Here is a 23270-nt window from a genome sequence, read left to right as displayed (position 1 = left end):
ATTCCCGGGGAATGAAGGTCAGTTGATGCGATCCACCACGTAATCGGCCAGCGCGCGCAGACGTTCCGCGTTGCCCAGCGATACGCTCGCGGCGTGGGCGTCCGCTCGCAGCTTTTCCGCGTAGGCGCGCGCGCCGTCCAGCCCCATCAGCGACACATAGGTCGGCTTGTCGTTGGCGGCGTCCTTGCCGGCCGTCTTGCCCAGCGTCGCCGAATCGGCCGTCGTGTCGAGAATGTCATCGACGACCTGGAACGCGAGACCGACGGCGGCGGCGTACGCATCGAGCGCCACCGTTTCGTCGTCCGACAGCGCACGGCCGCAAATGGCGCCCATGCGCAACGACGCGCGCAGCAGCGCACCCGTCTTCAGCCGATGCATGTTTTCCAGTTGCGACTGCGTGAGCTTGATGCCCACGCTCTCCAGATCGATCGCCTGGCCACCCGCCATGCCGAGCGCACCGGAGGCGAGCGCCAGTTCGCGCACCAGCGCGAGCGACTGCGCCGCGCTCAGGTCGCCGGTCGCCTCGCCCAGCAGCACAAATGCCTGCGTTTGCAGCGCATCGCCCGCCAGCAGGCCGGTCGCTTCGTCGTACTGCACGTGCACCGTGGGCTTGCCCCGGCGCAGATCGTCATCGTCCATGCACGGCAGATCGTCGTGCACCAACGAGTAGGCATGGATCATTTCCACGGCGCAGGCGGCTCGCGCGAGCGCGGTCTCGCTCGCCTGCGTCACCTCGCCGGCCGCGAAGCACAGTAGCGGGCGCACCCGCTTGCCGCCGCCGAGCACAGCGTATCGCATCGATTCATTGAGCCGGGCCGAGCCACCGTCGGCCTCACCCGGCAGCGCGGCGTCGAGCGCCTGTTCCACACGGGCCTGTACCGCCTGCATCCAGGCCTTGATATTCTGATCCGCCATCGTCTTCGTCCTGCACGTACCCGACCGGGCCGTGCGTGTTATTGCGTCGCCCGGGGCAGCCCGGGCGCGCTTTGGGTCGTGGGTCTTGCCGTGTCCTGCCGGATGCCGGTCAGAACTCGTCGCGCGTCGTCGGCTCGAGCGGCTTGAGCGTCTCGCCTTCGAGCACCTTGACCTGCTGCTCGACTTTCTCGAGCAGGCCCTGGCAATACTTCACCAGCACGGCGCCGCGCCGATAGGCGCCCAACGATTCCTCCAGTCCCAGCTCACCGCCCTCCATGCGCCCGACGAGCTTTTCCAGCTCGGCAAGCGCAGCCTCGTAGGTCTCGGGCAGGTCTTGCGGCACCTCGGGCGCCGCGTCTTGCGACTTTGCAGTCTTGGCCATAAACGCAAAATTCGGGTCGAATGTTCCATTTTACGGCAAAAGCGGACTAGCTCGCAGAGCGTAAATTGCCTGAAATCCGGTCCGGATGACAATTTTCGGACATTATTTAACGCAAATCATGGACTTAGCGGCCCCCTGAGACACATACCGGGTATAATCGTCGGTTCCCCTAAATCGAATTTTCGATGGTTGGGTTGTTCACTGCTTTCAAGCTAGACGGGAGTGGGAATGTCCAATCTAAGCAGCGCTTTGCAATTGAAACCGGCCTCGAGCCAATTGCCGGTCTACACGTATTTCGACGAGGCGCTCCTTGCTCGCGAACGTGAAGTCCTCTTCAAACACGGCCCGCGTTACGTGGGCCATGAACTGATGGTGCCGGAAGCGGGCGACTATTTCGCCCTCCCGGCGGAGCAGGAAGGGCGCATGCTCGTGCGCAACGGCGCACACGGGCAAGGCGGCGTGGAACTGCTCTCGAACGTCTGTCGTCATCGTCAGGCGGTCATGCTCAATGGTCGCGGGAACACGCCCAACATCGTGTGCCCGCTGCATCGCTGGACGTACGACACGAAGGGCGAACTGCTCGGCGCGCCGCACTTCCCGGAAAAGCCCTGCCTGAACCTCGCCAAGTTCCCGCTGCAACGCTGGAACGGCTTGCTGTTCGAAGCCGAGGGCCGCGATGTGCAGGCCGATCTCGCCCGTCTGGGCGTGAAGCACCATCTCGACTTTTCGAATTTCATGTTCGATCACGTCGAAGTTCACGAATGCAACTACAACTGGAAGACGTTCATCGAGGTCTACCTCGAGGACTACCACGTCGTGCCGTTCCACCCCGGGCTGGGCAGCTTCGTCTCGTGCGAAGACCTGAGCTGGGAATTCGGCGACTGGTACAGCGTGCAGACGGTGGGCGTGCACGAAGGCCTCGCCAAGCCCGGCAGTCCGATCTATCGCCAGTGGCATGACGTGCTGCTGCGTTATCGCGAAGGCGTTCCGCCCGACTTCGGCGCGATCTGGATGGTGTACTACCCGCATCTGATGATCGAGTGGTATCCGCACGTGCTGGTGGTATCGTGGCTGATTCCCCGAGGGCCGCAGAAGACGACCAACATCGTCGAATTCTATTACCCTGAGGAGATCGCACTGTTCGAGCGCGAATTCATCGAAGCCGAGCGTGCCGCCTATATGGAGACGGCACGCGAGGACGACGAGATTGCCGAGCGCATGGATGCCGGTCGTCGCGCCCTATACGAGCGCGGCGTGTCGGAAGTCGGCCCCTACCAGAGCCCGATGGAAGACGGCATGCAGCACTTCCACGAATTCCTCCGTCGCCAGATGGGGGACTTCTGAAGCACCGGGAACGCGCACGTCTCACCGCGTGAGACGTCGCCCCGGGCCACGGACATTTTCGGGTGAACGTGTGGCGCGGGCGAGACTGAATTAAATATTTGCCGAAAATTCGCCGAACGGCGGGCCATGCGCCCGCCGTTTTCGTTAGAATCGTCGCCATGCTTCAGCCATGACCGCTCGGTCACCCCGTGTGCCGCACGCGTCGCTCACGCATCGCACACCCCGCGCCGCGTCGGCCCTGCACTTTGTGGCCGATCACCGGCCCCATTCGCCCAATTCACCCAATTTGCCATGCAATCGCTCTGGATGTTGGTCTCCGCCTTCATGTTCACGCTGATGGGGCTCTGCATCAAGCTGGCGGCAAACGAATACAACACCGGCGAAATCGTGCTCTATCGCAGTTTGATCGGCGTGATCGTGCTGCTGGTGATCGCCCGGGCGCGGGGCCAGACGATTCGCACTCGACACCTTGGCTCCCACATCAAGCGCAGCACGGCCGGCGTGATCTCGCTGGGCCTGTGGTTTTTTTCGCTGACGCAACTGCCGCTCTCCACGGCGATGACGCTCAATTACATGTCGCCGATCTGGATCTCGCTGATCGTGATGGCGACCGCGGCGATGCGAGGCAGCCTGCGCACCGACTTCCGTCTCGTCGCCGCGATCTTCGCCGGGTTTGTGGGCGTCGCGCTGCTGCTGCAGCCGACCATCGACAGCCAGGCATGGGGCGGCGGTGTGGCGGGCGTGATTTCCGGCGTGTTCTCGGCCGTAGCCTACATGCAGGTCAAGGAACTCGGCGCCGCCGGCGAACCGGACTGGCGCATCGTCTTCTATTTCTCGCTCGGCGGCGTGTTGCTCGGGCTGGGTTGGGTGGCGATCGACGGCATGCACGCCCTCACCTGGCGTGGCGCCGGCCTGATGCTGGGCATCGGCATCGCCGCGCTCATCGCGCAGACCGCACTCACCCGGGCGTTCAGCCTGGGCAACACGCTGGTCACCGCGAATCTGCAATATTCCGGCGTAATCTTCGCTACACTGATCAGCATGCTTGTCTGGGGCGATTGGCCCGCGCTGGCCGGCTGGATCGGCATGCTGCTGATCGTGGCGAGCGGCATGACGGCGCTGCGACGGCCGCAGCCGACGGCCTGATCGCACGCACCGTCGCGCTCGGCCGCTCAGGCGCTCGCTCCGGCAAGCAGGCAACCCGATCCGTTCCCGCTGAACGTTTCCCCCACGCCCGTCTGCGGAGATGTCATGACTCACACGCACTTCACCACGCTCATCAGTGCGCAAAATCTCGACGCGCTGATGCAAACCGCCGCCGGTGGCGGCGCCCCGGTGGTCATCTTCGACTGCCGCTTCGATCTCGCCAACCCGGCGGCCGGCGAAGCGGCTTATGTCGAGGGCCACATTTTCGGCGCGTTCTATGCTCACCTCGAGCGCGACCTTTCCGGCAAGCCAACCGGCAAGAATGGCCGTCACCCACTGCCCGAGCGCGATGCGCTGGTGCGCCAGCTCGCCGCGTGCGGGTTGTCCAGGAAGCAGCAGGTCGTCGCCTACGACGCGCAGGGCGGCATGTACGCGGCCCGGCTCTGGTGGCTGCTACGCTGGCTGGGCCACGAGTCGGTGGCGGTGCTCGACGGCGGACTGCAGGCCTGGCAGGCGGCGGGCTTCAAGCTCGATGCCGCCCCGCCGGAAGCCCCGCCCCCGGGCGACTTCACCCCCGGCGAGCCGCTCGCCACGACCGCCGATGCCGCCGCGATCGAGCGTAACCTGAGCTCGCACGAACGGCTCATCGTCGACGCGCGGTCGCCGGATCGGTATCGGGGCGAGAACGAGACCATCGACCCGATCGGCGGCCACATTCCCGGCGCCGTCAATCGCTTCTTCAAGGACAACCTTGGGCCCGACGGCCGCTTCAAGCCCGCCGCCGCGCTTCGCGAGGATTTCATGACGGTCCTCGGCAAGGAGCGCCAGCCCGAGCGCGTCATCGCGCAGTGCGGCTCCGGCGTGACGGCTTGCCACAACCTGCTTGCGATGGAAGTCGCCGGACTGCACGGCGCAAGTCTGTATGCGGGATCGTGGAGCGAATGGTGCGCCGACAAGCGCCGCCCCGTCGCGACGGGCGCGCAACCCTGATCCACGACGCATCGCACGCGCAGTTGCCCGCGATTGCACGTGAAAATTGCACGTGAATCCACGTGAACGAAAATGGGCGCCCCTCGGGACGCCCATTTTTGCTTCTGCCCGACAGCCAGCGGGGCGCGTTGCCCACGGCCCTACCGCCTGGCGCTCAACGCCGGCTGGCGTCCACGGGTCAAGGTCGGCCAGCGACTAGCGCCTCGGCGCGGACATGGCGAGCGCGCTGCCCGGTTCGTCCCGTTCACGCCCGTGTCCATGGCCATGTTCGTGATCGTGCCCGTTGAGCCAGATCACCAGAGCGAGGCCTACGCCGATCAGCAGGATCTGCGGCAGCGCGTCGCGCGGCGACGTGCGGCGCTGCATCTGCGGCATCAGGTCCGACACGGCGATGTAGAGGAAGCTGCTCGCCGCGAGCGCCAGCAGGTAGGGGATCAGGCTCTGCAGTCGGTCGAGCATGAAGTAGCCGAGCACGCCGCCGAGCAAGGCCGTCAGGCTCGACGCCAGCGTCAGCACCAGGGCCTTGCGGCGCTTGAACCCCGCGTTGAGCAGCACCATGAAGTCGCCCAGCTTGTGCGCCACCTCATGCACCGTGATCGACACGGTTGCCGCCACCCCAAGGCGCGGGTCGGTCAGAAACGCCGCCGCGATCACCACGCCGTCGGCGAAGTTGTGGATCGCGCTGCCCACCAGAATCATCCAGCCGCCCTTGCCGGCTTCGTGGGCGTCGTGTCCGTGTTCGTGATGATGCCCGTCGCCCTCATGATGGTGACTGTGGCGCAGCAGCGCCAGCTTCTCCAGCAGAAAAAACCCAAGCAATCCGCCCAGGAGCCACCGAGTGATGACGTGCGCGTCGACGTGAGACTCCAGGCTCTCCGGCAGCAGATGCAGCAACGCCGTGCCGAGCAATACGCCCGCCGAGAAACTCACCATCTTGTCGATGAGCCTGGAGAGCACGCCCGGGGCAGCGACGCCGCGCCTGCAAGGCTCAGGACGCCAGAGGCAAGCGTGGCGATAACGATGAAAAGAAAAGTGGCGTCGATGGTCGTTCTCCCGCGGGCAAGCCGGCGATTTAACCAGCTTTTGCCGTGACAGGCAAACAGGCGGGCAATGGCGCGTCGCCCCCGCCGTGCGGCTGCCTCGTGCTCAGGCTACACCGTGCTTGCGGAACCACGCCAGCGCGTCCTTCCAGCCCGCCCGGGCATCGGCCTCGACGTAGCTCGACCGGTAGTCCGCGAAGAAGGCGTGACCGGAGTTCGGGAACACCTTGAGCTCGGACGCCTTCGACGCGGCGTCGCCCCTCGCCAGCGCTTCGCGCGCCTGCTCGACGCTCGCCACCGGAATCCCCGTGTCCTTGCCCCCGTACAGGCCGAGCAGCGGGCCGTGCAGCCTGCCGGCGACGTCGATCGGGTTGGCCGGGAAGTTCGCGCTCTTGTCGCCGACGATGCGTCCGTACCAGGCCACCGCCGCCTTCACGTTCGGGTTATGGGCGTTATACAGCCAGGTGATGCGCCCGCCCCAGCAGAAGCCCGTGATCCCGAGGCGCTTTTCGTCGCCGCCATTGGCGACCGCCCACTTGACCGTGGCATCGATGTCGCCGAGCACCTGGTTGTCCGGTGTTTTGGCAACGATCTGCGACTGGATTTCCGCGATCGTGCCGAGCGACTGCGGATCGCCGGCCCGAGAAAACAGTTCGGGCGCGAGCGCAAAGTAGCCGAGCTTGGCGAAGCGGCGACAGATATCGGCGATGTGCTGATGCACGCCGAAGATCTCGGAGACGACGATCACCGTCGGCAGGTGCGTCTTGCCGGCGGGCCTGGCGTAGTACACCGGCATCTTGACGCCCGGCACGTCGAGCAGCGTCTCGCCCGCGTCGAGTCCCTGCGTGTCGGTGGTGATCGTTTCTGCAGCCACGGGCAATACCGCCAACGCGAACGCCGAGCCCACGGCCGTCTTCAGGAAATCACGGCGATTGCGCGGCGCCACTTCGGGCACGAGACTATCCAGATCCGCTTGCGTCATGTCGCACTCCAGAGAGAATTGAAAAGGCGAGACGGGTCACCGGCCCGAAGGCCGGACGTTCGGATATTACCCGGAACTAGTGCAGTTTCACACGCGGAACGGTGGAGCGACGCAGGCGGTTGGCGACCGTATCGAGCATCATGCGCCACACGCCGTGCAGCGCGGCGACGTGCATGCGATAGAGCGACGTGTACATCACCCGGGCGAACAAGCCCTCGATGAACATGCTGCCGCCGATCAGCCCGCCCATCAGGTTGCCCACCGCGCTGAACTTGCCCAGCGACACGAGTGAGCCGAAATCGCGATAGGTGAACGTCGGCAGGGCTTGCCCCTTCAGGCGCGCGTCGATGGCCTTCACCAGGAAACTCGCCTGCTGGTGCGCGGCCTGCGCGCGCGGGGGCACGAATCCGTGCTCGGGCCACTCGCAACTGGCGCAGTCGCCGAACGCGAAGATGTCGAGATCGGACTTGCTCTGCAGCGTGGGCAGCACTTCGATCTGGTTCAGACGATTGACGGCAAGCCCCAGTGTGCCGAGCACTGCCGGCGCCGTAATCCCCGCCGACCAGACGGTGATGTCGGCCGGCAGCACCTTGCCGCCGGTGGTCGTGACTTCATGCTTGCGGACCTCGGCCACGGAATCGCCGCACAGGATGTCGACGTCGAGCTTGCCGAGCAGGCCGGCCACGGCGCCCGACACACGTTCGGGCAACGCCTTCAGAATGCGCGGGCTCGATTCGATGATGGTAATGCGCACATCCTTGCGCGGGTCGAGCCTGAGCCCGTAGGAGCGCAGCACTTCAGCGGTATTGCGCAGCTCGGCCGACAGCTCCACGCCCGTGGCGCCCGCCCCGACGATGACGAGATTGACCTTCGGGCGTGCGGGCGGCTGCCCCGGGAGCGGCGCCCCGTCCACAGCGGCATCGTTCGTCGTACCCGCACCGTTCGCCGCGGTCTGGCCGCCCGGTGACGGGAATTCCTCGGCCGCGTTTTGCGCCCGCACGCACGCCGCCATCAGGCGACGGCGGAAACGTTCGGCCTGCTCGACGGTATCGAGCGCGATAGTGTTTTCCTGCGCGCCGGGCACGCCGAAGAAGTTGGTCGTGCTGCCAATGGCCAGCACGAGCGTGTCATACGGCAGCGTGCGCTCGGGCAGCAGATCGCCCTCGCCTTCGTCGGGCGCCGCGGGCAGCGCCGCCAGGCGAATGGTCTTCGCCTCGCGATCGAGCCCGATCATCTCGCCCGCCGCGAACTCGAAGTGATGCCAGTTGGCTTGCGCGACGTAGGAGAGCTGATGCGTCGCGGTGTCCATCACACCGGCCGCGACCTCGTGCAGCAACGGTTTCCAGATGTGCGAGGACGAACGATCGACCAACGTAATCCGAACGTCCTTGCCACGCCCGTACTTGTCGCCCAACCGGGTGACGAGTTCGAGACCGCCGGCGCCACCGCCGACCACAACGATACGATGCACACTCACGATAACTCCCCGTGCCTGGAAAACCGTCCGGCCGGTCGGCGTCCGCTCGACCGGCGATAGCGATTACCTTACCGCAGAGTACGGACTTCGGGTATGCCGCCCACCCTATTCCCGCTATTGCGTGCCGCTGATCGCCACAGCGCGCCGCCGCGTCAGTGCGCCTGCTCCCAGTTTTCGCCCACGCCGACTTCGGCCACGAGCGGCACGCGAAGCTTCGCCACGCCACACATCAGCTCCGGCAAGCGCTTGCGAACTTCCGCCAATTCGTGATCGGGCACCTCGAGCACCAGTTCGTCGTGCACCTGCATGATCTGACGCGTCTGCATGCCGCTGTCGTCCAGCCAGCGCTGCACGGCGATCATCGACAGCTTGATGAGGTCGGCGGCCGTTCCCTGCATGGGCGCATTAATGGCAGCGCGCTCGGCCGCCTGACGGCGCGGGCCGTTGCCACCGTTGATGTCCGGCAGCCACAGGCGGCGCCCGAAGACCGTCTCCACGTAGCCGCGCGCCTTGGCGCTCTTGCGTGTCTCGTCCATGTAACGCGCCACACCCGGATATCGCATGAAGTAGCGGTCGATGTATTGCTTGGCGGCATCGCGCTCGATACCGAGGTTCGCTGCCAGTCCAAACGCGCTCATGCCGTAGATCAGACCGAAGTTGATGACCTTGGCGTAGCGGCGCTGCTCGGAAGATACCTCCAGCGGCGTGACGGCGAAGATCTCGGCCGCGGTGGCACGGTGAATGTCCTCGCCGTTGGCGAACGCGCGCAGCAGGCTTTCGTCGCCCGAAATGTGCGCCATGATGCGCAGCTCGATCTGCGAGTAGTCGGCCGAAACCAGTTGACTGCCCGGAGGTGCCACGAATGCCTCGCGAATGCGCCGGCCCTCGGGGGTGCGCACCGGAATGTTCTGCAGGTTCGGATCGTTCGATGCCAGACGCCCGGTGATCGCCACGGCTTGCGCGTAGTTCGTGTGGACCCGGCCAGTCGACGGATTGACCATCCTCGGCAGCTTGTCCGTATACGTCGACTTGAGCTTGGCCAGACCTCGATACTCGAGCAGCACCTTCGGCAGCGGGTAATCCTCGGCCAGCTTCTGAAGTACTTCTTCATCGGTCGACGGCGCGCCGCTCGCCGTCTTCTTCACGACGGGCAACTGCAACTGCGTGAAGAAGATGTCGCCGATCTGCTTGGGCGAGTTCAGATTGAACTGCTGCCCGGCGAGCGTGAACGCCTCGGCTTCGAGCGCGATGAGCTTGTGGCCGATTTCGTCGCTCTGCGCGGCCAGGCGCGCCGTATCGACGAGCACGCCGTTGCGCTCCATGCGCTGGAGCACGCGCGCGGTGGGCATCTCGATATTGGCGTAGACGAATTCGAGCGTGGCCTCGCGCGCGACATCGGGGTAGAGCGCGCGATGCAGGCGCAGCGTGATGTCGGCGTCCTCGGCGGCGTACTCGGTCGCGCGCTCGACACTCACTTCGTCGAACCCGATCTGCTTGGCGCCCTTGCCGCACACGTCCTCGTACTTCACCGTCGTCACACCCAGATGGCGCGACGCGAGGCTGTCCATGTCGTGATTGCGATGCGACTCGAGCACGTACGACTCGAGCAGCGTGTCGTGGGCGATACCGCCCAGCTCGATGCCGTAATTCTCCAGCACGTGCGCGTCATACTTCAGGTTCTGCCCGACCTTCTTGTGGTCCGGACTTTCCAGCCAGTGCTTCAGGCGCGCGAGCACTTCATCGCGCGGCAATTGCTCGACTTCGCCCGGCGCGCGGTGGGCAACGGGAATGTATGCTGCGCGTCCCGGCTCGCATGAGAACGACAGGCCGACGAGCTGCGCCTGCATCGCGTCGAGCGACGTCGTCTCGGTGTCGAATGCCGTGAGTTCGGCGGCCTCGATGATCTTGAGCCACGCGTCGAACTGCGCCCACGTGAGCACGGCGTCGTATTCTCGTTCGATGGTGTCGGCCACCGGCGCCGGTGCCGCCTCGCCGGCCTGGACCGCTACCGCGGTCTGCGCTTCACGCAGCAATGTCTTGAAGCCGTGGCGCGCGAAGAAGTCGCGCAACGTCTCGGCATCTTCGGGCTGGGTCTGGAGGCTGGCTTCGATGGAGGTGACCTGAGGGGCGAGATCGCAATCGACCGCGACCGTCACGAGCTTGCGGCCCATCGGCAGCCAGTCCAGCGCGCGGCGCAAGTTCTCGCCGACCGCGCCCTTGACCTGCTCCGCATTGGCCACGAGGTTGTCGAGATCGCCGTACTGCGTGAGCCATTTGACGGCCGTCTTGGGGCCGCACTTCTCGACCCCCGGCACGTTGTCCACGGTATCGCCCACGAGGGTCAGGTAGTCGACGATGCGCTCGGGCGGCACGCCGAACTTCGCGGTCACGGCGGCGATGTCCAGCGTCTCGTTGGTCATCGTGTTCACGAGCGTCACGTTCTCGTTGACGAGCTGCGCCAGATCCTTGTCGCCGGTCGAGACGACCACGCGCATGCCGCGCGCGACGGCCTGCCTGGCCAGTGTGCCGATGACGTCATCGGCTTCCACGCCGTCGATCATCAGCAGCGGCCAGCCCATGGCGCGCACGGCCTCGTGAATGGGCTCGATCTGCGCACGCAGATCGTCGGGCATCGCCGGTCGATGCGCCTTGTATTCGGGGTACCAATCGTCGCGAAACGTCTTGCCCTTGGCGTCGAAAACGCAGGCGCTATACTCTGCGTGTACGTCTTTACGCATGCGGCGCAGCATGTTGACGATGCCGTGAAGGGCCCCGGTGGGTTCACCGTTGGGGCCGCGCAAATCCGGCAGGGCGTGATAGGCTCGATACAGATAACTCGAACCATCGACCAATAAGAGCGTCTTACCTTCCAGACTTTGCTGTTCCGACATATGACCAAGAGAAGAAAAGAAATACCGAGTCTGCGCATGCTGGCAGACCATGAGCGCGCCACAGCCAAAAAGGCGCGCGCGTCGTGGCAGATGTTCACGATTATGGCAGAGTTCATCGAGGCCACCGAGTACCTCTCCGAGATCCGGCCGGCCGTGAGCATCTACGGCAGCGCACGCATCAAACCGAAGTCACCGTTCTACAAACTGACGATGACCATCGCCCGCAAATTCTCCGACAACGGGTTTGCGGTGATCTCCGGCGGCGGCCCCGGCATCATGGAAGCGGCCAACAAGGGCGCGCACGGCGGGGCTTCGCCGACCGTGGGGCTGAACATCGAACTGCCGCACGAACAGAAGGGCAATCAGTGGCAGGACATCTCGCTGCGTTTTCGCCACTTCTTCACGCGCAAGGTCACGTTCGTGAAGAACTCGGACGCCTTCGTGATCATGCCCGGCGGCTTCGGCACGCTCGATGAACTGTCCGAAGTCCTGACCCTCATCCAGACACAGAAGTCGCGTCAAGTCCCCGTGATTCTCGTGGGCACCGAATTCTGGAAAGGCCTGCTCGACTGGGTGCGCTCGACCATGTTGCCGATGGGGCTCATCGGAGAGAAGGATCTGGATCTGGTTCAGGTCATCGACGACCCGGACGACATCCTCAAGGCCGTTTTCGCGTTCTACGACGGTCACATCGAACCCGAGACGGAAACCAGCGAGAAGATGTTCTATCTGTGAGCGGGCGGCCGACCGGCGAGCCCCCAAGCGAATACGGCGCCGCGAGACTCTCGCAGGCGCCGTATTTTTTTATCGCCGACCGATCCTCGACGACCGGTCAGCCGCACAGGGCGATTTGCCCGCCCGGGATCAGCAGCCGGTTTCGCGCGGCGTCGTCTCCACCTCGAGGCCGAACAGCGGACGCAGGCGTGTGCCCAGAACGTTGCCCAGGAATGCCGCGACAAGCCACAGCCAACCGTGCAGGCTGCCCGAGACGATACCGCTGAAATAGGCGCCGATATTGCAGCCATACGCGAGACGCGCGCCATAGCCGAGCAGCAGGCCGCCCACGACCGCCGCGATCAGCGAGCGCACCGGAATCTTCCAGACCGGCGCGAACTTGCCGGCGATCGACGCTGCCGCGAGCGCGCCGAGAATGATGGCGATGTCCATGACCGTGGTGACGTCCTGCGCCACCGGCGCATTGAGGACATTCGCCTGCTTGGCCCAATACGGCCACGACGCCACGTCGATCCCCATCGCCATGAAGGCCTTCGCACCCCACAGCGCAAACGCCGATGTCACGCCCCACGGACGACCGGCCAACGCCAGCGTCGCGTAGTTCAGCAGCACGAGTGCCAACGCGCCCCAGAGCAAAGGCCATGGGCCGCGCAGCAGCGCGGGTGTGCCCTTGGCGCTGCGCGTCATCGGCGCACCGACGATACGGCCATGGCGACGCTTTTCCGCCCAGAGCGTGAACGTGCCGATAGCGGCAAACAACGCCAGGTTCGCCACGAGCGCGGGCCACAGGCCCCAGGCCTTCACCAGCGAGACCGGCTTGATGTGCGGCAGCGCCTCCCACCACGGCAGATGCGCCGTGGCCACCACCGAGCCGACGACAAAGGCCGCGAGCGTGACGATCATGCGCGTGCTGCCACCGCCGACCGTATATAGCGTGCCCGACGCGCAACCGCCACCGAGCTGCATGCCGATACCGAACATGAACGCACCGAACGCCACCGACACGCCCACCGGCGACACGAACCCGGCCACCTTGTTGCCGAACAGCGTGCCGTCGGCCAGCGCGGGGAAGAAGAGCACTACGCCGACGGCCAGCATGATCATCTGCGCGCGCAGACCGGCGCCGCGACGATCGGCGATAAAGACACGCCAGGCCGACGTGAAGCCGAACGCCGCGTGATACAGGGTCACGCCGAGCAACGCCCCCACGCCGGCAAGCGCGGCCTGCCTGGGTCCGACCGTGGCTTGCAAGTAGGCGATGCCCACGGCGATCAGCACGAGCGCGACAACGAGCGGGCGGGCGTTGTAGGAAGACGAGGGGGAAGGCGGGGCCGTTTTGATGGCGGCCGAGGCAGTGGAAGACGACATGACGTTCTGACTCCGGAATGCAGATGGGCGGCACGTGGCCGCCCATTGGGACAATAGCGCAGAATGCCAGAATCCGACCCCGACGAAAACGATGGTTTCGTGATTCACATATAACCGACGGAAATATGGAAAATCTTCGCAGCAAGGCCGTCATTCACTCCGAATGCCCGCCCCGCCGCTTCGCGCTCGCGCATGGACGAGCCGCAGCCAAGCAACCACGGCGGATTCCGCGCGATTTCACGATGCGAAGCGGGGGACGTTTGATAGAATGGAGACATTGGAACCCGCCTCACGCATCCGGTTTGCGCCGCACGGCACCCGCAGGTTCCCGCCCTCGGAGAATAATGATGAAAACGCGCTTTTCCCGTGCCCTGCCCCTGCTGTTCGGTGCCGGCCTACTGCTCGCCGGTCATGCGTTTGCCCAGAATGGCAAGGAAACCGCCGCGCAAGCCGCCAAACGCGAAGCCGACGCCCGTGCCGCGGCCTCCAGCAATTCGTCCGTCGATGTGAACCAGGAGCGCAAACCGGCCTTCTACGTCAACGATCAGGGCACGACCGTGACCGAGTACCGCGATCGCGGCAAGCCGACCGAAATCGACGTTCACTCACGTTTCGGGACCAACTACCAGTTGACCACGCCGCCCGACAACGCGCCGCGTTCGCGCGACAACACGTCGCAAAACGACCGCCTGCCGTCCGTCGGCCTGAAGTTCTGACGCCTCTGGTAATCTGACGCGCTTGCGCGCGCCGCGTACCGAAGTGCGGCGCGCCTGCTTTTTTTCTGCCTCGAACCCACGGCCCGCTGCCCATGCGCGGGCCGTTTGTCTGAGGCACCTCCACTCAACGCACGCATGGCCGTTTTCACTTCCGTCTCGCCCGAGCAGCTCGCACAGTGGCTGCAACGCTACGATTTGGGGAAAGTCCTGGACTTCCGGGGCATCAGTTCCGGCATCGAGAACACCAATTACTTCCTGACGACCGAGCGCGGCGAGTTCGTGCTGACGCTGTTCGAGAAGCTCACGGCCACGCAATTGCCGTTTTACCTGCAATTGATGGGGCATCTGGCGCATCACGCCGTGCCGGTGCCGGACCCCGTGCCGGATCGCGCAGGCGAGATTCTCGGCGAATTGAACGGCAAGCCGGCAACCATCGTCACCAAGCTCGCCGGCCGCTCCGAACTCGCCCCCACGCCGGAACACTGCGCCCACGTTGGGGCGATGCTCGCGCGCATGCACCTCGCGGGCCGCGACTACACGCTGGAGCAGGCCAACCTGCGCAGCTTGCCGTGGTGGCGCGAGGCCGCGCCCGAAGTGCTCCCCTTCCTGAGCGACGCCGAGCGCGCATTGCTCGAGAGCGAGATGGCGCATCAGGAAGCCTTCTTCGCGTCGGACGCCTATCGCGCGATGCAGGCCGGGCCGTGCCACTGCGATCTGTTTCGCGACAATGTCCTGTTCGACACCGCGCCGGACGGCTCGCCGCGGCTGGGCGGATTCTTCGATTTTTATTTCGCCGGTTGCGACAAGTGGCTGTTCGATCTGGCCGTGACGGTCAACGACTGGTGCTGCGACCTGTCGAGCGGCATGCTTGACGACGCCCGGGTGCATGCGATGCTGCGCGCCTACGAGACCGTGCGGCCGCTCACCGACGGCGAGGCGTCGCACTGGCGCGACATGCTGCGTGCGGGCGCGCTGCGCTTCTGGCTCTCGCGCCTGTATGATTTTCATTTGCCGCGGGCCGCCGAGATGCTCAAGCCGCACGATCCCCGGCATTTCGAACGAATCCTGCGCCAACGCATCGAAGCCGTTTCCATTCCCTGGCTGTAACCCGACGCTCCACCGGAGTCATTCGAACCCTATGCAATTGCTTGAAGTCCCGCCGAAGAGTGGCTATGTGTGGCTACGCCAGGGCATCTGGCTGTTCCGCAAGAATCCGCTCGCCATTCTGACGCTGCTCTTCGCCTACCTGTTCGGCGTGATGGTGCTGTCGATCCTGCCGATCGTGGGCGCCTTCCTGCCGCTGCTGTTCATCCCCGGCCTGTCCGTCGGCTTCATGGCGGCCTGCCGCGACATCATCAAGAACAAGCCGGTGTTGCCCCCGGTACTGCTCGACGGCTTCCGCGGCCACGGCAAGGAAGTCTCGCGCCGGTTGCTCATGCTCGGCGGCTACTACATCGTGGCCATGGCCTTTGTGTTCCTGTTCTCGGCCCTGTTCGACGGCGGGGACCTGCTGGGCAAGATGCTCTTCGGCGGACGCATCAGCGAGGAATCGCTGATGAACGGTTCGATGGGCCAGGCGATGCTCGCCGCCGCCGTGGCCTACATTCCGGTCGCGATGATGTTCTGGTTCGCGCCGGTGCTCGTCGCCTGGCACGACATTCCGCCCATCAAGGCGTTGTTCTTCAGCTGGACGGCGTGCGTGCGCAATCTGCGCGCATTCATCGTCTACGGACTTTGCACGGCCGTCGTGGCGACTGCCGTTCCGCTCGTCTTCGCGCTGTTGATGGCTGCCATGGGCGTTCATCAATACGCGATGCTCGTGCTCATGCCGTATTCGATCCTGTTCACGGCCGTGCTGTATTGCTCCTTTTACGCAAGCTATCGCGGCTGTTTTGGCGTCCAGGAAATCGGCGCCATCGATCCGAACGTCGCACCGCCCGAGGCGTAAGCGTTCGAACGACCATGAAAAAAGGCACCCGTGGGTGCCTTTTTTTCATCATTCGGGCTCCGTGGGAGCCTGATGCGAGCGCCCGCCTCCCGGGCTCACTCGATCGGTTGCAACTTCGCCACAGCCAGCGCCAGCCATTTCTCGCCGTGACGGCCGAACTTCACATGCGCCCGCGCTTCGTCGCCCGTGCCCTCCAGACCGATGATCTTGCCCTCGCCGAACTTGGTGTGGAAAACGCCCTGACCCAGCTTGAAGCCGGTCTCGGAGGCACGCGACCGATCGGCCAGCGCCTTTTCCGACCGGGTGGCCGCCCACTCGTCCTGCTTCGGCGCACTCGGCCGCGCAAACCAGTCACGCCCCAGGCCGGCTCGGCCTGCGGCAAGCGCGCGCCCGGCTGGGCACGCGGGGTGAGGAACTTGAGGACTTCCTCGGGAATTTCGTCGAAGAAGCGCGAGCGAATGTTGTATCGCGTCTGGCCGTGGAGCATGCGGCTTTGCGTGAACGACAGGTAGAGGCGCTCCTTCGCGCGTGTGATCGCCACGTACATCAGCCGGCGCTCTTCCTCGAGCCCGTCGAGTTCGAGCGCACTGTTCTCGTGCGGGAACAGCCCCTCTTCCAGGCCGGTGACGAAAACGGCCGTGAACTCCAGGCCCTTGGCCGCGTGCACGGTCATGAGCTGCACTGCGTCCTGTCCGGCTTCGGCCTGGTTGTCACCCGCTTCGAGCGACGCATGCGACAGGAATCCGGCCAGCGGTGTCATCTCGACCGGCGTGTCGGCGTCGACCACGCCGTCGGGCGACGCCAGCACGTCGGGCGCACCGGGCAACGCCGGACGCATCGCGATCAGCCGTGCCGGCGCATCGAGTCCATAGCCCTCCTCCGCAATGAACGCGGTGGCGGCGTGCACGAGCTCCTGCAGGTTCTCGATGCGATCCTGCCCTTCCTTCTCCGTCTGATAGTGCGCCACCAGCCCGCTCGCGTCGATCACATGCGTGACGACTTCGGGCAGCGTGAGGCGCTCCGTGGCGTGACGCATCTGCTCGATCAGACGCACGAACGATGTCAGGTTCGTGCCCGCCTTGCCGGTCATGTACGGCACCGCCGCGTACATCGAGCAGTTGTACAGACGCGCGGCGTCGGCCAGTTGCTCGAGCGAGCGCGCGCCGATGCCGCGCGTCGGGAAATTCACGACGCGGGCGAAGGCCGTGTCGTCGTTCGGATTCTCGATCAGGCGCAGGTAGGCGAGCGCGTGCTTGACTTCCTGACGCTCGAAAAAGCGCAGGCCACCGTACACCCGATAGGCAATGCCCGCGCCCACGAGCGCATGTTCCATCACGCGAGACTGGGCGTTGCTGCGGTACAGGATGGCGATGTCCTGCCGCGACAACCCCTGGGCGACCAGCGCCTTGATCTCGTCGACGAGCCAGCTCGCTTCCTGGAGATCCGTCGGCGCCTCGTACACACGAATCGGCTCACCATGCCCTGCATCGGTGCGCAGGTTCTTGCCAAGGCGCCGCGCGTTGTTCGAGATCAGCGCGTTGGCCGCATCCAGAATGTTGCCGTGCGAGCGGTAGTTCTGCTCGAGCTTGATCAGGTGGCGAACCCGGAATTCACGCTCGAAGTCGGCCATATTGCCGACGTTGGCGCCACGAAACGCGTAGATACTCTGATCGTCGTCGCCCACCGCGAAAACCGCGGCATTCGAACCTGCGAGCATCTTGAGCCAGGCGTACTGGAGCTTGTTGGTGTCCTGGAACTCGTCGACGAGGATGTGCCGGAAGCGCGTCTGGTAATGCACCCGCAACGGCTCGTTGTGCTTGAGCAGCTCGAAGCAGCGCAGCAGCAGCTCGGCGAAATCGACCACGCCCTCGCGCTGACATTGCTCCTGATAGGCCGAATACAGCTCGACGAACTTCTGGTTGAAGGCATCGTTGGCCTCGACCTCATGCGGGCGCAGGCCCTGCTCCTTGGCGTTGTTGATGAAATATTGCAGGTTCTTCGGCGGATACTTCTCGTCGTCGACGTTGGCCGCCTTCATCATCCGCTTGATGGCCGAGAGCTGGTCGGCCTGATCGAGGATCTGGAAGCTCTGCGGCAGTCCGGCGTCGCGGAAGTGGGCGCGCAACATGCGGTTGCACAGGCCGTGGAAGGTGCCGATCCACATCGCGCGCGTGCTGATCGGCAACATGGCGCCAAGACGGGCCTGCATTTCCTTGGCGGCCTTGTTGGTGAAGGTCACCGCCAGGATGCCGGCCGGGCTCACGTGGCCTTGCTGGATCAGCCAGGCGATGCGCGTGGTGAGCACGCGCGTCTTGCCGGAACCCGCCCCCGCCAGAATGAGGGCCGGCTCGTCCGGAAGGGTCACGGCGGCCAGTTGTTCGGGGTTCAGGTTGGCGAGCAGATCGGGCATGTCGGGAAGGAATTTCGAGTGAAGCCCGATTATAAATCCTGCTGCGGCGCGGAAATGGCACCGAATCTTTTATAATTCAGGGTTTCACGCATTACACGGTCCATCCAATCCATGAGCGACAGCGACAATACGCTTGCCAAGAGCTTCGAGCCGCAGGACGTCGAAGCCCACTGGGGCCCCGAATGGGAGCGCCGCGGCTATGCCCGGCCGACTTTCGACGACGCCCGTGAAGATTTCAGCATCCAGTTGCCGCCGCCGAACGTCACCGGCACGCTGCATATGGGTCACGCGTTCAACCAGACGATCATGGATGGCCTGACCCGCTATCACCGCATGAAGGGCGCGAACACCCTATGGGTGCCGGGCACCGACCACGCGGGCATTGCCACGCAGATCGTCGTCGAACGCCAGCTCGACGCCCAGAAGGTCTCGCGCCACGACCTCGGTCGGGAAAAGTTCGTCGAGCGCGTCTGGGAGTGGAAGGAGCAATCGGGCAGCACGATCACGCGTCAGGTGCGACGCCTGGGCGCCTCCATCGACTGGAGTCGCGAGTACTTCACGATGGACGAAAAGATGTCGCGGGCGGTGCGCGACGTGTTCGTCACGCTCTACGAGCAAGGCCTGATCTACCGCGGCAAGCGTCTCGTGAACTGGGAATCGACGCTGCTCACCGCCGTGTCCGACCTGGAAGTGGTGAGCGAGGAAGAAGAAGGCTCGCTGTGGCACATCCGCTACCCGCTCGCCGACGGCTCGGGCGCGCTTACGGTCGCCACCACGCGTCCGGAAACGATGCTCGGCGACACCGCGCTGATGGTGCATCCGGAAGACGAGCGCTACCGCCATCTCATTGGCAAGACGGCCAAATTGCCGCTATCCGAGCGTGAAATCCCGATCATCGCCGACGATTACGTCGATCGCGAGTTCGGCACCGGCGTGGTCAAGGTCACGCCCGCGCACGACTTCAACGACTATGCCGTCGGTCTGCGTCACAACCTGCCGCAGATCAACATCCTCACGCTCGACGCGAAGATCAACGACAACGCACCGGAAAAGTACCGCGGCCTGGACCGTTTCGACGCGCGCAAGCAGATCGTGGCCGATCTCGACGCGCAGGGCCTGCTCGAGTCCGTCAAGCCGCACAAGCTGATGGTGCCGCGCAGCGACCGCACCGGCACGGTCATCGAGCCGATGCTCACCGATCAGTGGTTCGTGGCCATGAGCAAGCCGGCGCCGGAGGGCACGTTCCATCCGGGCAAGTCGATCACCGAGACCGCGCTCGACGTCGTGCGCAGCGGCGAAATCAAGTTCGTCCCCGAGAACTGGACCACGACGTACAACCAGTGGCTGGAGAACATCCAGGACTGGTGTATTTCCCGTCAGCTCTGGTGGGGCCACCAGATCCCGGCGTGGTACGACGACGCCGGCAACGTGTTCGTCGCCCGCAGCGAGGAAGAAGCCCTCGAGAAGGCGCGCGCCGCCGGTTCGACCGGCGCGCTCAAGCGCGACGAGGATGTGCTCGACACATGGTTCTCGTCGGCGCTGGTGCCGTTCTCGTCGCTTGGCTGGCCGCAGGAAACGCCGGAACTGAAGCACTTCCTGCCATCTTCGGTGCTGGTCACCGGGTTCGACATCATCTTCTTCTGGGTGGCGCGCATGGTCATGATGACCACGCACTTCACCGGCAAGGTGCCGTTCAAGACCGTGTACGTGCACGGTCTGGTGCGCGATGCCGAAGGTCAGAAGATGTCCAAGTCGAAGGGCAACACGCTCGATCCGATCGACATCGTCGACGGCGTGTCGCTCGACGCGCTGCTCGCCAAGCGCACCACCGGCCTCATGAATCCGAAGCAGGCAGCGAGCATCGAGAAGAAGACGCGCAAGGAATTCCCGGACGGCATCGCGCCGTTCGGTACCGATGCGCTGCGCTTCACGTTCGCGTCGATGGCCACGCTCGGCCGCAACATCAACTTCGATCTCGCGCGCTGCGAAGGCTATCGCAACTTCTGCAACAAGCTGTGGAACGCCACGCGCTTCGTGCTGATGAACTGCGAAGGCCAGGATTGCGGCCTGGCCCCTTGCGTGGGCGACTGCGGCCCCGACGGCCAGCTCGATTTCTCGCGCGCCGACCGTTGGATCGTGTCCCTGCTCCAGCGCGTGGAAGCCGACGTCGAGAAGGGCTTCGCCGACTATCGCTTCGACAACATCGCCAGCGCGATCTACAAGTTCGTGTGGGACGAGTATTGCGACTGGTACGTCGAACTGGCCAAGTGGCAGATCCAGAACGGCACGCCGGCGCAGCAACGCGCCACGCGCCGCACGCTGCTGCGCGTGCTCGAGACGGTACTGCGCCTGGCTCACCCGATCATTCCGTTCATCACCGAAGCGCTCTGGCAGAAGGTCGCGCCGCTGGCCGGCCGTTATCCGGCGGACAAGGCCGCGGGCGAAGCCAGCATCATGGTGCAGCCGTATCCGGTGGCCGACATGAGCAAGATCGACGAAGCCGACGAAGCCTGGATGCAGCAACTGAAGGCCGCGGTCGACGCGTGCCGCAATCTGCGTGGCGAGATGAACCTGTCACCCGCGCAACGCGTGCCGCTGCTCGTCGCGGGTGACGTGGACTTCCTGACGTCCATCGCGCCGTATCTGCAAACGCTGGCGAAGCTGTCCGAAGTGCAGGTGCTGGCCGACGAGGCGACGCTCGACGCGCAAGCCGCCGGCGCACCGCTGGCCGTGGTGGGCGCCAACAAGCTGGCGCTGAAGGTGGAAATCGACGTGGCAGCCGAGCGCGAGCGTCTCGGCAAGGAAGTGAAGCGTCTCGAAGGCGAGATCGCGAAATGCCACGGCAAGCTGTCCAACGAGAGCTTCGTGGCACGCGCGCCGGCAAATGTCGTGGAACTCGAGAAGCAACGATTGGTCGACTTTGAAGCCGTTCTCGGCAAATTGCAGGCGCAGCTCGCCCGCCTGCCTGCCTGAGACGCTTTGAATCCATCAGGGAGATACCAATGAAAACCGTTGTGACCAAAGCCGTGTTCCCCGTGGCGGGCCTCGGCACCCGCTTCCTCCCCGCCACCAAGGCCAGCCCGAAGGAAATGCTGCCGGTGGTGGACAAACCGCTGATTCAATACGCGGTGGAAGAAGCGGCGGCCGCCGGCATCACCGAAATGATCTTCGTCACGGGCCGCAACAAGCGCGCGATCGAAGACCACTTCGACACGGCCTTCGAACTCGAGGCGGAACTCGAGGCGAAGAACAAGCAGGCGCTGCTCGACGTGGTGCACTCGATCAAGCCCCCGCACATCGATTGCTTCTACGTGCGCCAGCCCAAGGCGCTCGGCCTGGGCCACGCCGTGCTGTGTGCGGAGAAGCTGGTGGGCGACGAACCGTTCGCGGTCATCCTCGCCGACGACCTGCTCGACGGCCAGCCGCCGGTGCTCAAGCAGATGGTCGATCTGTACAACCAGTATCACAACTCGATCATCGGCGTGGAAGAGATCCCCATCGAGCAAAGCCGCTCGTACGGGATCGTCGCAGGCAACGAGTGGGGCGAGAAGGATATCGTCAAGCTCACGAACATCGTCGAGAAGCCAGCACCGGAAAATGCGCCGTCGAACCTGGGTGTGGTGGGCCGTTACGTGCTGCGTCCGCGCATCTTCGATTGCATTCGCGAGATCGATCCGGGCTCGGGCGGAGAAATCCAGCTCACCGACGCCATCCAGAAGCTCATGCAGGATGAAGTCGTGCTTGCCTATCGCTATCAGGGCAAGCGCTTCGACTGCGGCAGCAAGCTCGGTTATCTGAAGGCCACGGTGGAGTTCGCATTGCGTCACCCCGAACTCAAGGACGCTTTCCGCGACTACCTGCGCGAGGTGCGCGGCGACCTCGTGTGATGCGAGGATCGCGCGGCGTGTACGCCAATGAAAAAGCCGACGGCATGTCCGTCGGCTTTTTTGTGCCCGCGGCGGGGCGATTACGGGTCTTGCGACCGGGCCGCGATCCCTCGGGAAGGCGACCGCAATGGCGAGCCGATGGGCGCGCCCGCCGGCCGTTGCATCGTTAGCGGCGACGCATCAGGAAGTGGAATGTCTTGCCTTCTTCGCGCGACTCGATGAGTTCGTTGCCCGTCTGCTTGGCGAATGCACTGAAATCGCGCGCCGAGCCCGGGTCCGTGGCGATGATGTGCAGCACTTCGCCGCTTTGCATTTCGGCCAGTGCCTTCTTCGCACGCAGGATCGGCAGCGGGCAGTTCAGGCCGCTCGCGTCGACTTCTTTCTGGAATTCCATGCTTGTGTCCCTCGTTTCAGTCTCGTTCGAATCTTGTGTCGGGATGGCCCCGCAAACCCCCGATTCTACCGCAGTCGATGCTCGCGCCCGACGTGTCGATGTGCCCGAGGTTCATTAGCCGGCGATGGACAGACGAGCCGATTCGACATACTCCACCGGAAGATTGCGCCGACGCAGCCACTCGGCGACCGCGTGGCCGGTGCCCGCGGGCCACGGGCGCACGCGCTCTGGCGCGACGAGGCGGAATTCGGCCAACTCCTCGGACAGGCAGATATCGCCGTCGCAAACCGCGTGATAGGCGATGATCAACTCGTTCTTACGCATGAATTCGTAGACACCGAGCAGCGAGATCGCATTGGCGTCCAGATTGGTCTCTTCCTTGATCTCCCGGCGGATACCGTCTTCCGGGGTTTCGTCGCGCTCGAGAAAACCCGTGATGAGCGCGAACATTCCTTCGGTCCAGGCGGCATTTCGCGCCAGCAGGATCTGACCGCGATATTCGACGAGACCGGCCACCACCGGCAGCGGATTGTCCCAGTGGATGAAACCGCAAGCCGCATCGGGACAAGCGCGGCGAATACGCCCCGCGACATCGCGGGAGTCGAGCGGCGAAGCGCAGCGGGGACAGAAATGGAGTTCGTTCAT

The 23270-nt window shown here is 64.6% G+C and carries 18 protein-coding genes and 1 pseudogene; 9 read left to right on the top strand and 10 right to left on the bottom strand.

Going from position 1 to position 23270, the window contains the following annotated elements; translation table 11 throughout:
• Positions 1–18: 18 nt before the first annotated feature.
• On the bottom strand, positions 19–915 hold the full coding sequence (locus LV28_RS32700; RefSeq protein WP_023595278.1) for a polyprenyl synthetase family protein: 897 nt from the start codon (positions 913–915) through the stop codon (positions 19–21).
• A gap of 109 nt (positions 916–1024) precedes the next feature.
• Positions 1025–1297, bottom strand: coding sequence for an exodeoxyribonuclease VII small subunit (locus LV28_RS32695; RefSeq protein ID WP_023595277.1), 273 nt, complete (start codon positions 1295–1297; stop codon positions 1025–1027).
• Positions 1298–1525: 228 nt separating this feature from the next.
• Here LV28_RS32695 and LV28_RS32690 point away from each other — a divergent pair, with 228 nt between their 5' ends.
• The 3 genes from LV28_RS32690 (at position 1526) to LV28_RS32680 (ending at position 4777) form a co-directional block, all read left to right on the top strand.
• Positions 1526–2641: an aromatic ring-hydroxylating oxygenase subunit alpha gene (locus tag LV28_RS32690; protein ID WP_023595276.1), complete on the top strand. Its 1116-nt coding sequence runs from the start codon at positions 1526–1528 to the stop codon at positions 2639–2641.
• A 291-nt stretch (positions 2642–2932) separates the two neighbouring features.
• The gene (locus tag LV28_RS32685) at positions 2933–3787 is read left to right on the top strand and encodes a DMT family transporter (RefSeq protein ID WP_023595275.1); all 855 of its coding nucleotides are present in this window, start codon (positions 2933–2935) and stop codon (positions 3785–3787) included.
• A 105-nt stretch (positions 3788–3892) separates the two neighbouring features.
• Positions 3893–4777, top strand: a complete 885-nt coding sequence (locus LV28_RS32680; protein WP_025248921.1) for a sulfurtransferase — start codon at positions 3893–3895, stop codon at positions 4775–4777.
• 195 nt (positions 4778–4972) lie between these two features.
• Here LV28_RS32680 and LV28_RS32675 read toward each other — a convergent pair whose 3' ends face one another.
• The 4 genes from LV28_RS32675 to polA form a co-directional block, all read right to left on the bottom strand.
• On the bottom strand, positions 4973–5734 hold the full coding sequence (locus tag LV28_RS32675) for a ZIP family metal transporter (protein ID WP_257125744.1): 762 nt from the start codon (positions 5732–5734) through the stop codon (positions 4973–4975).
• 189 nt (positions 5735–5923) lie between these two features.
• The gene (locus LV28_RS32670; protein ID WP_038618053.1) at positions 5924–6799 is read right to left on the bottom strand and encodes a dienelactone hydrolase family protein; all 876 of its coding nucleotides are present in this window, start codon (positions 6797–6799) and stop codon (positions 5924–5926) included.
• A 76-nt stretch (positions 6800–6875) separates the two neighbouring features.
• Positions 6876–8270 (bottom strand): NAD(P)/FAD-dependent oxidoreductase, encoded by a 1395-nt coding sequence (locus tag LV28_RS32665; RefSeq protein ID WP_038621255.1) that lies wholly within the window; start codon positions 8268–8270, stop codon positions 6876–6878.
• A 158-nt stretch (positions 8271–8428) separates the two neighbouring features.
• Positions 8429–11167 carry a DNA polymerase I gene (gene polA / locus LV28_RS32660; protein WP_038618056.1) on the bottom strand — a complete coding sequence of 913 codons (2739 nt, stop codon included), beginning with the start codon at positions 11165–11167 and terminating at the stop codon, positions 8429–8431.
• Between polA and LV28_RS32655 the strand changes: the two genes are divergently transcribed.
• Positions 11168–11902, top strand: coding sequence for an LOG family protein (locus LV28_RS32655; protein ID WP_023595269.1), 735 nt, complete (start codon positions 11168–11170; stop codon positions 11900–11902).
• 129 nt (positions 11903–12031) lie between these two features.
• Here LV28_RS32655 and LV28_RS32650 read toward each other — a convergent pair whose 3' ends face one another.
• Positions 12032–13270 carry a YeeE/YedE family protein gene (locus LV28_RS32650; RefSeq protein ID WP_081326846.1) on the bottom strand — a complete coding sequence of 413 codons (1239 nt, stop codon included), beginning with the start codon at positions 13268–13270 and terminating at the stop codon, positions 12032–12034.
• A 347-nt stretch (positions 13271–13617) separates the two neighbouring features.
• Between LV28_RS32650 and LV28_RS32645 the strand changes: the two genes are divergently transcribed.
• The 3 genes from LV28_RS32645 to LV28_RS32635 all read left to right on the top strand — a co-directional run bounded on the left by LV28_RS32645 (position 13618) and on the right by LV28_RS32635 (position 15934).
• The gene (locus tag LV28_RS32645; protein ID WP_023595267.1) at positions 13618–13986 is read left to right on the top strand and encodes a hypothetical protein; all 369 of its coding nucleotides are present in this window, start codon (positions 13618–13620) and stop codon (positions 13984–13986) included.
• Positions 13987–14121: 135 nt separating this feature from the next.
• Positions 14122–15093 (top strand): homoserine kinase, encoded by a 972-nt coding sequence (locus LV28_RS32640; protein WP_038618059.1) that lies wholly within the window; start codon positions 14122–14124, stop codon positions 15091–15093.
• A gap of 31 nt (positions 15094–15124) precedes the next feature.
• On the top strand, positions 15125–15934 hold the full coding sequence (locus LV28_RS32635) for a BPSS1780 family membrane protein (RefSeq protein WP_023595265.1): 810 nt from the start codon (positions 15125–15127) through the stop codon (positions 15932–15934).
• A gap of 95 nt (positions 15935–16029) precedes the next feature.
• Here LV28_RS32635 and LV28_RS32630 read toward each other — a convergent pair.
• Positions 16030–18344 (bottom strand): annotated as a pseudogene (locus LV28_RS32630) (UvrD-helicase domain-containing protein).
• 111 nt (positions 18345–18455) lie between these two features.
• Here LV28_RS32630 and LV28_RS32625 point away from each other — a divergent pair.
• Together LV28_RS32625 and galU are read left to right on the top strand one after the other, a co-directional pair.
• The gene (locus LV28_RS32625) at positions 18456–21317 is read left to right on the top strand and encodes a valine--tRNA ligase (RefSeq protein ID WP_038618065.1); all 2862 of its coding nucleotides are present in this window, start codon (positions 18456–18458) and stop codon (positions 21315–21317) included.
• A gap of 29 nt (positions 21318–21346) precedes the next feature.
• Entirely contained in the window at positions 21347–22231 is an 885-nt protein-coding gene (gene galU / locus LV28_RS32620; RefSeq protein WP_025248915.1) for a UTP--glucose-1-phosphate uridylyltransferase GalU, read from the top strand.
• A 166-nt stretch (positions 22232–22397) separates the two neighbouring features.
• Here galU and LV28_RS32615 read toward each other — a convergent pair whose 3' ends face one another.
• Positions 22398–22625, bottom strand: a complete 228-nt coding sequence (locus LV28_RS32615; RefSeq protein ID WP_010806302.1) for a sulfurtransferase TusA family protein — start codon at positions 22623–22625, stop codon at positions 22398–22400.
• A gap of 114 nt (positions 22626–22739) precedes the next feature.
• Entirely contained in the window at positions 22740–23270 is a 531-nt protein-coding gene (locus tag LV28_RS32610; RefSeq protein ID WP_023595261.1) for an NUDIX domain-containing protein, read from the bottom strand.

Origin of the sequence: Pandoraea pnomenusa, assembly GCF_000767615.3 — a bacterium.
GTDB lineage: Bacteria > Pseudomonadota > Gammaproteobacteria > Burkholderiales > Burkholderiaceae > Pandoraea > Pandoraea pnomenusa.
This window is presented reverse-complemented; position numbering and strand designations above follow the sequence as displayed.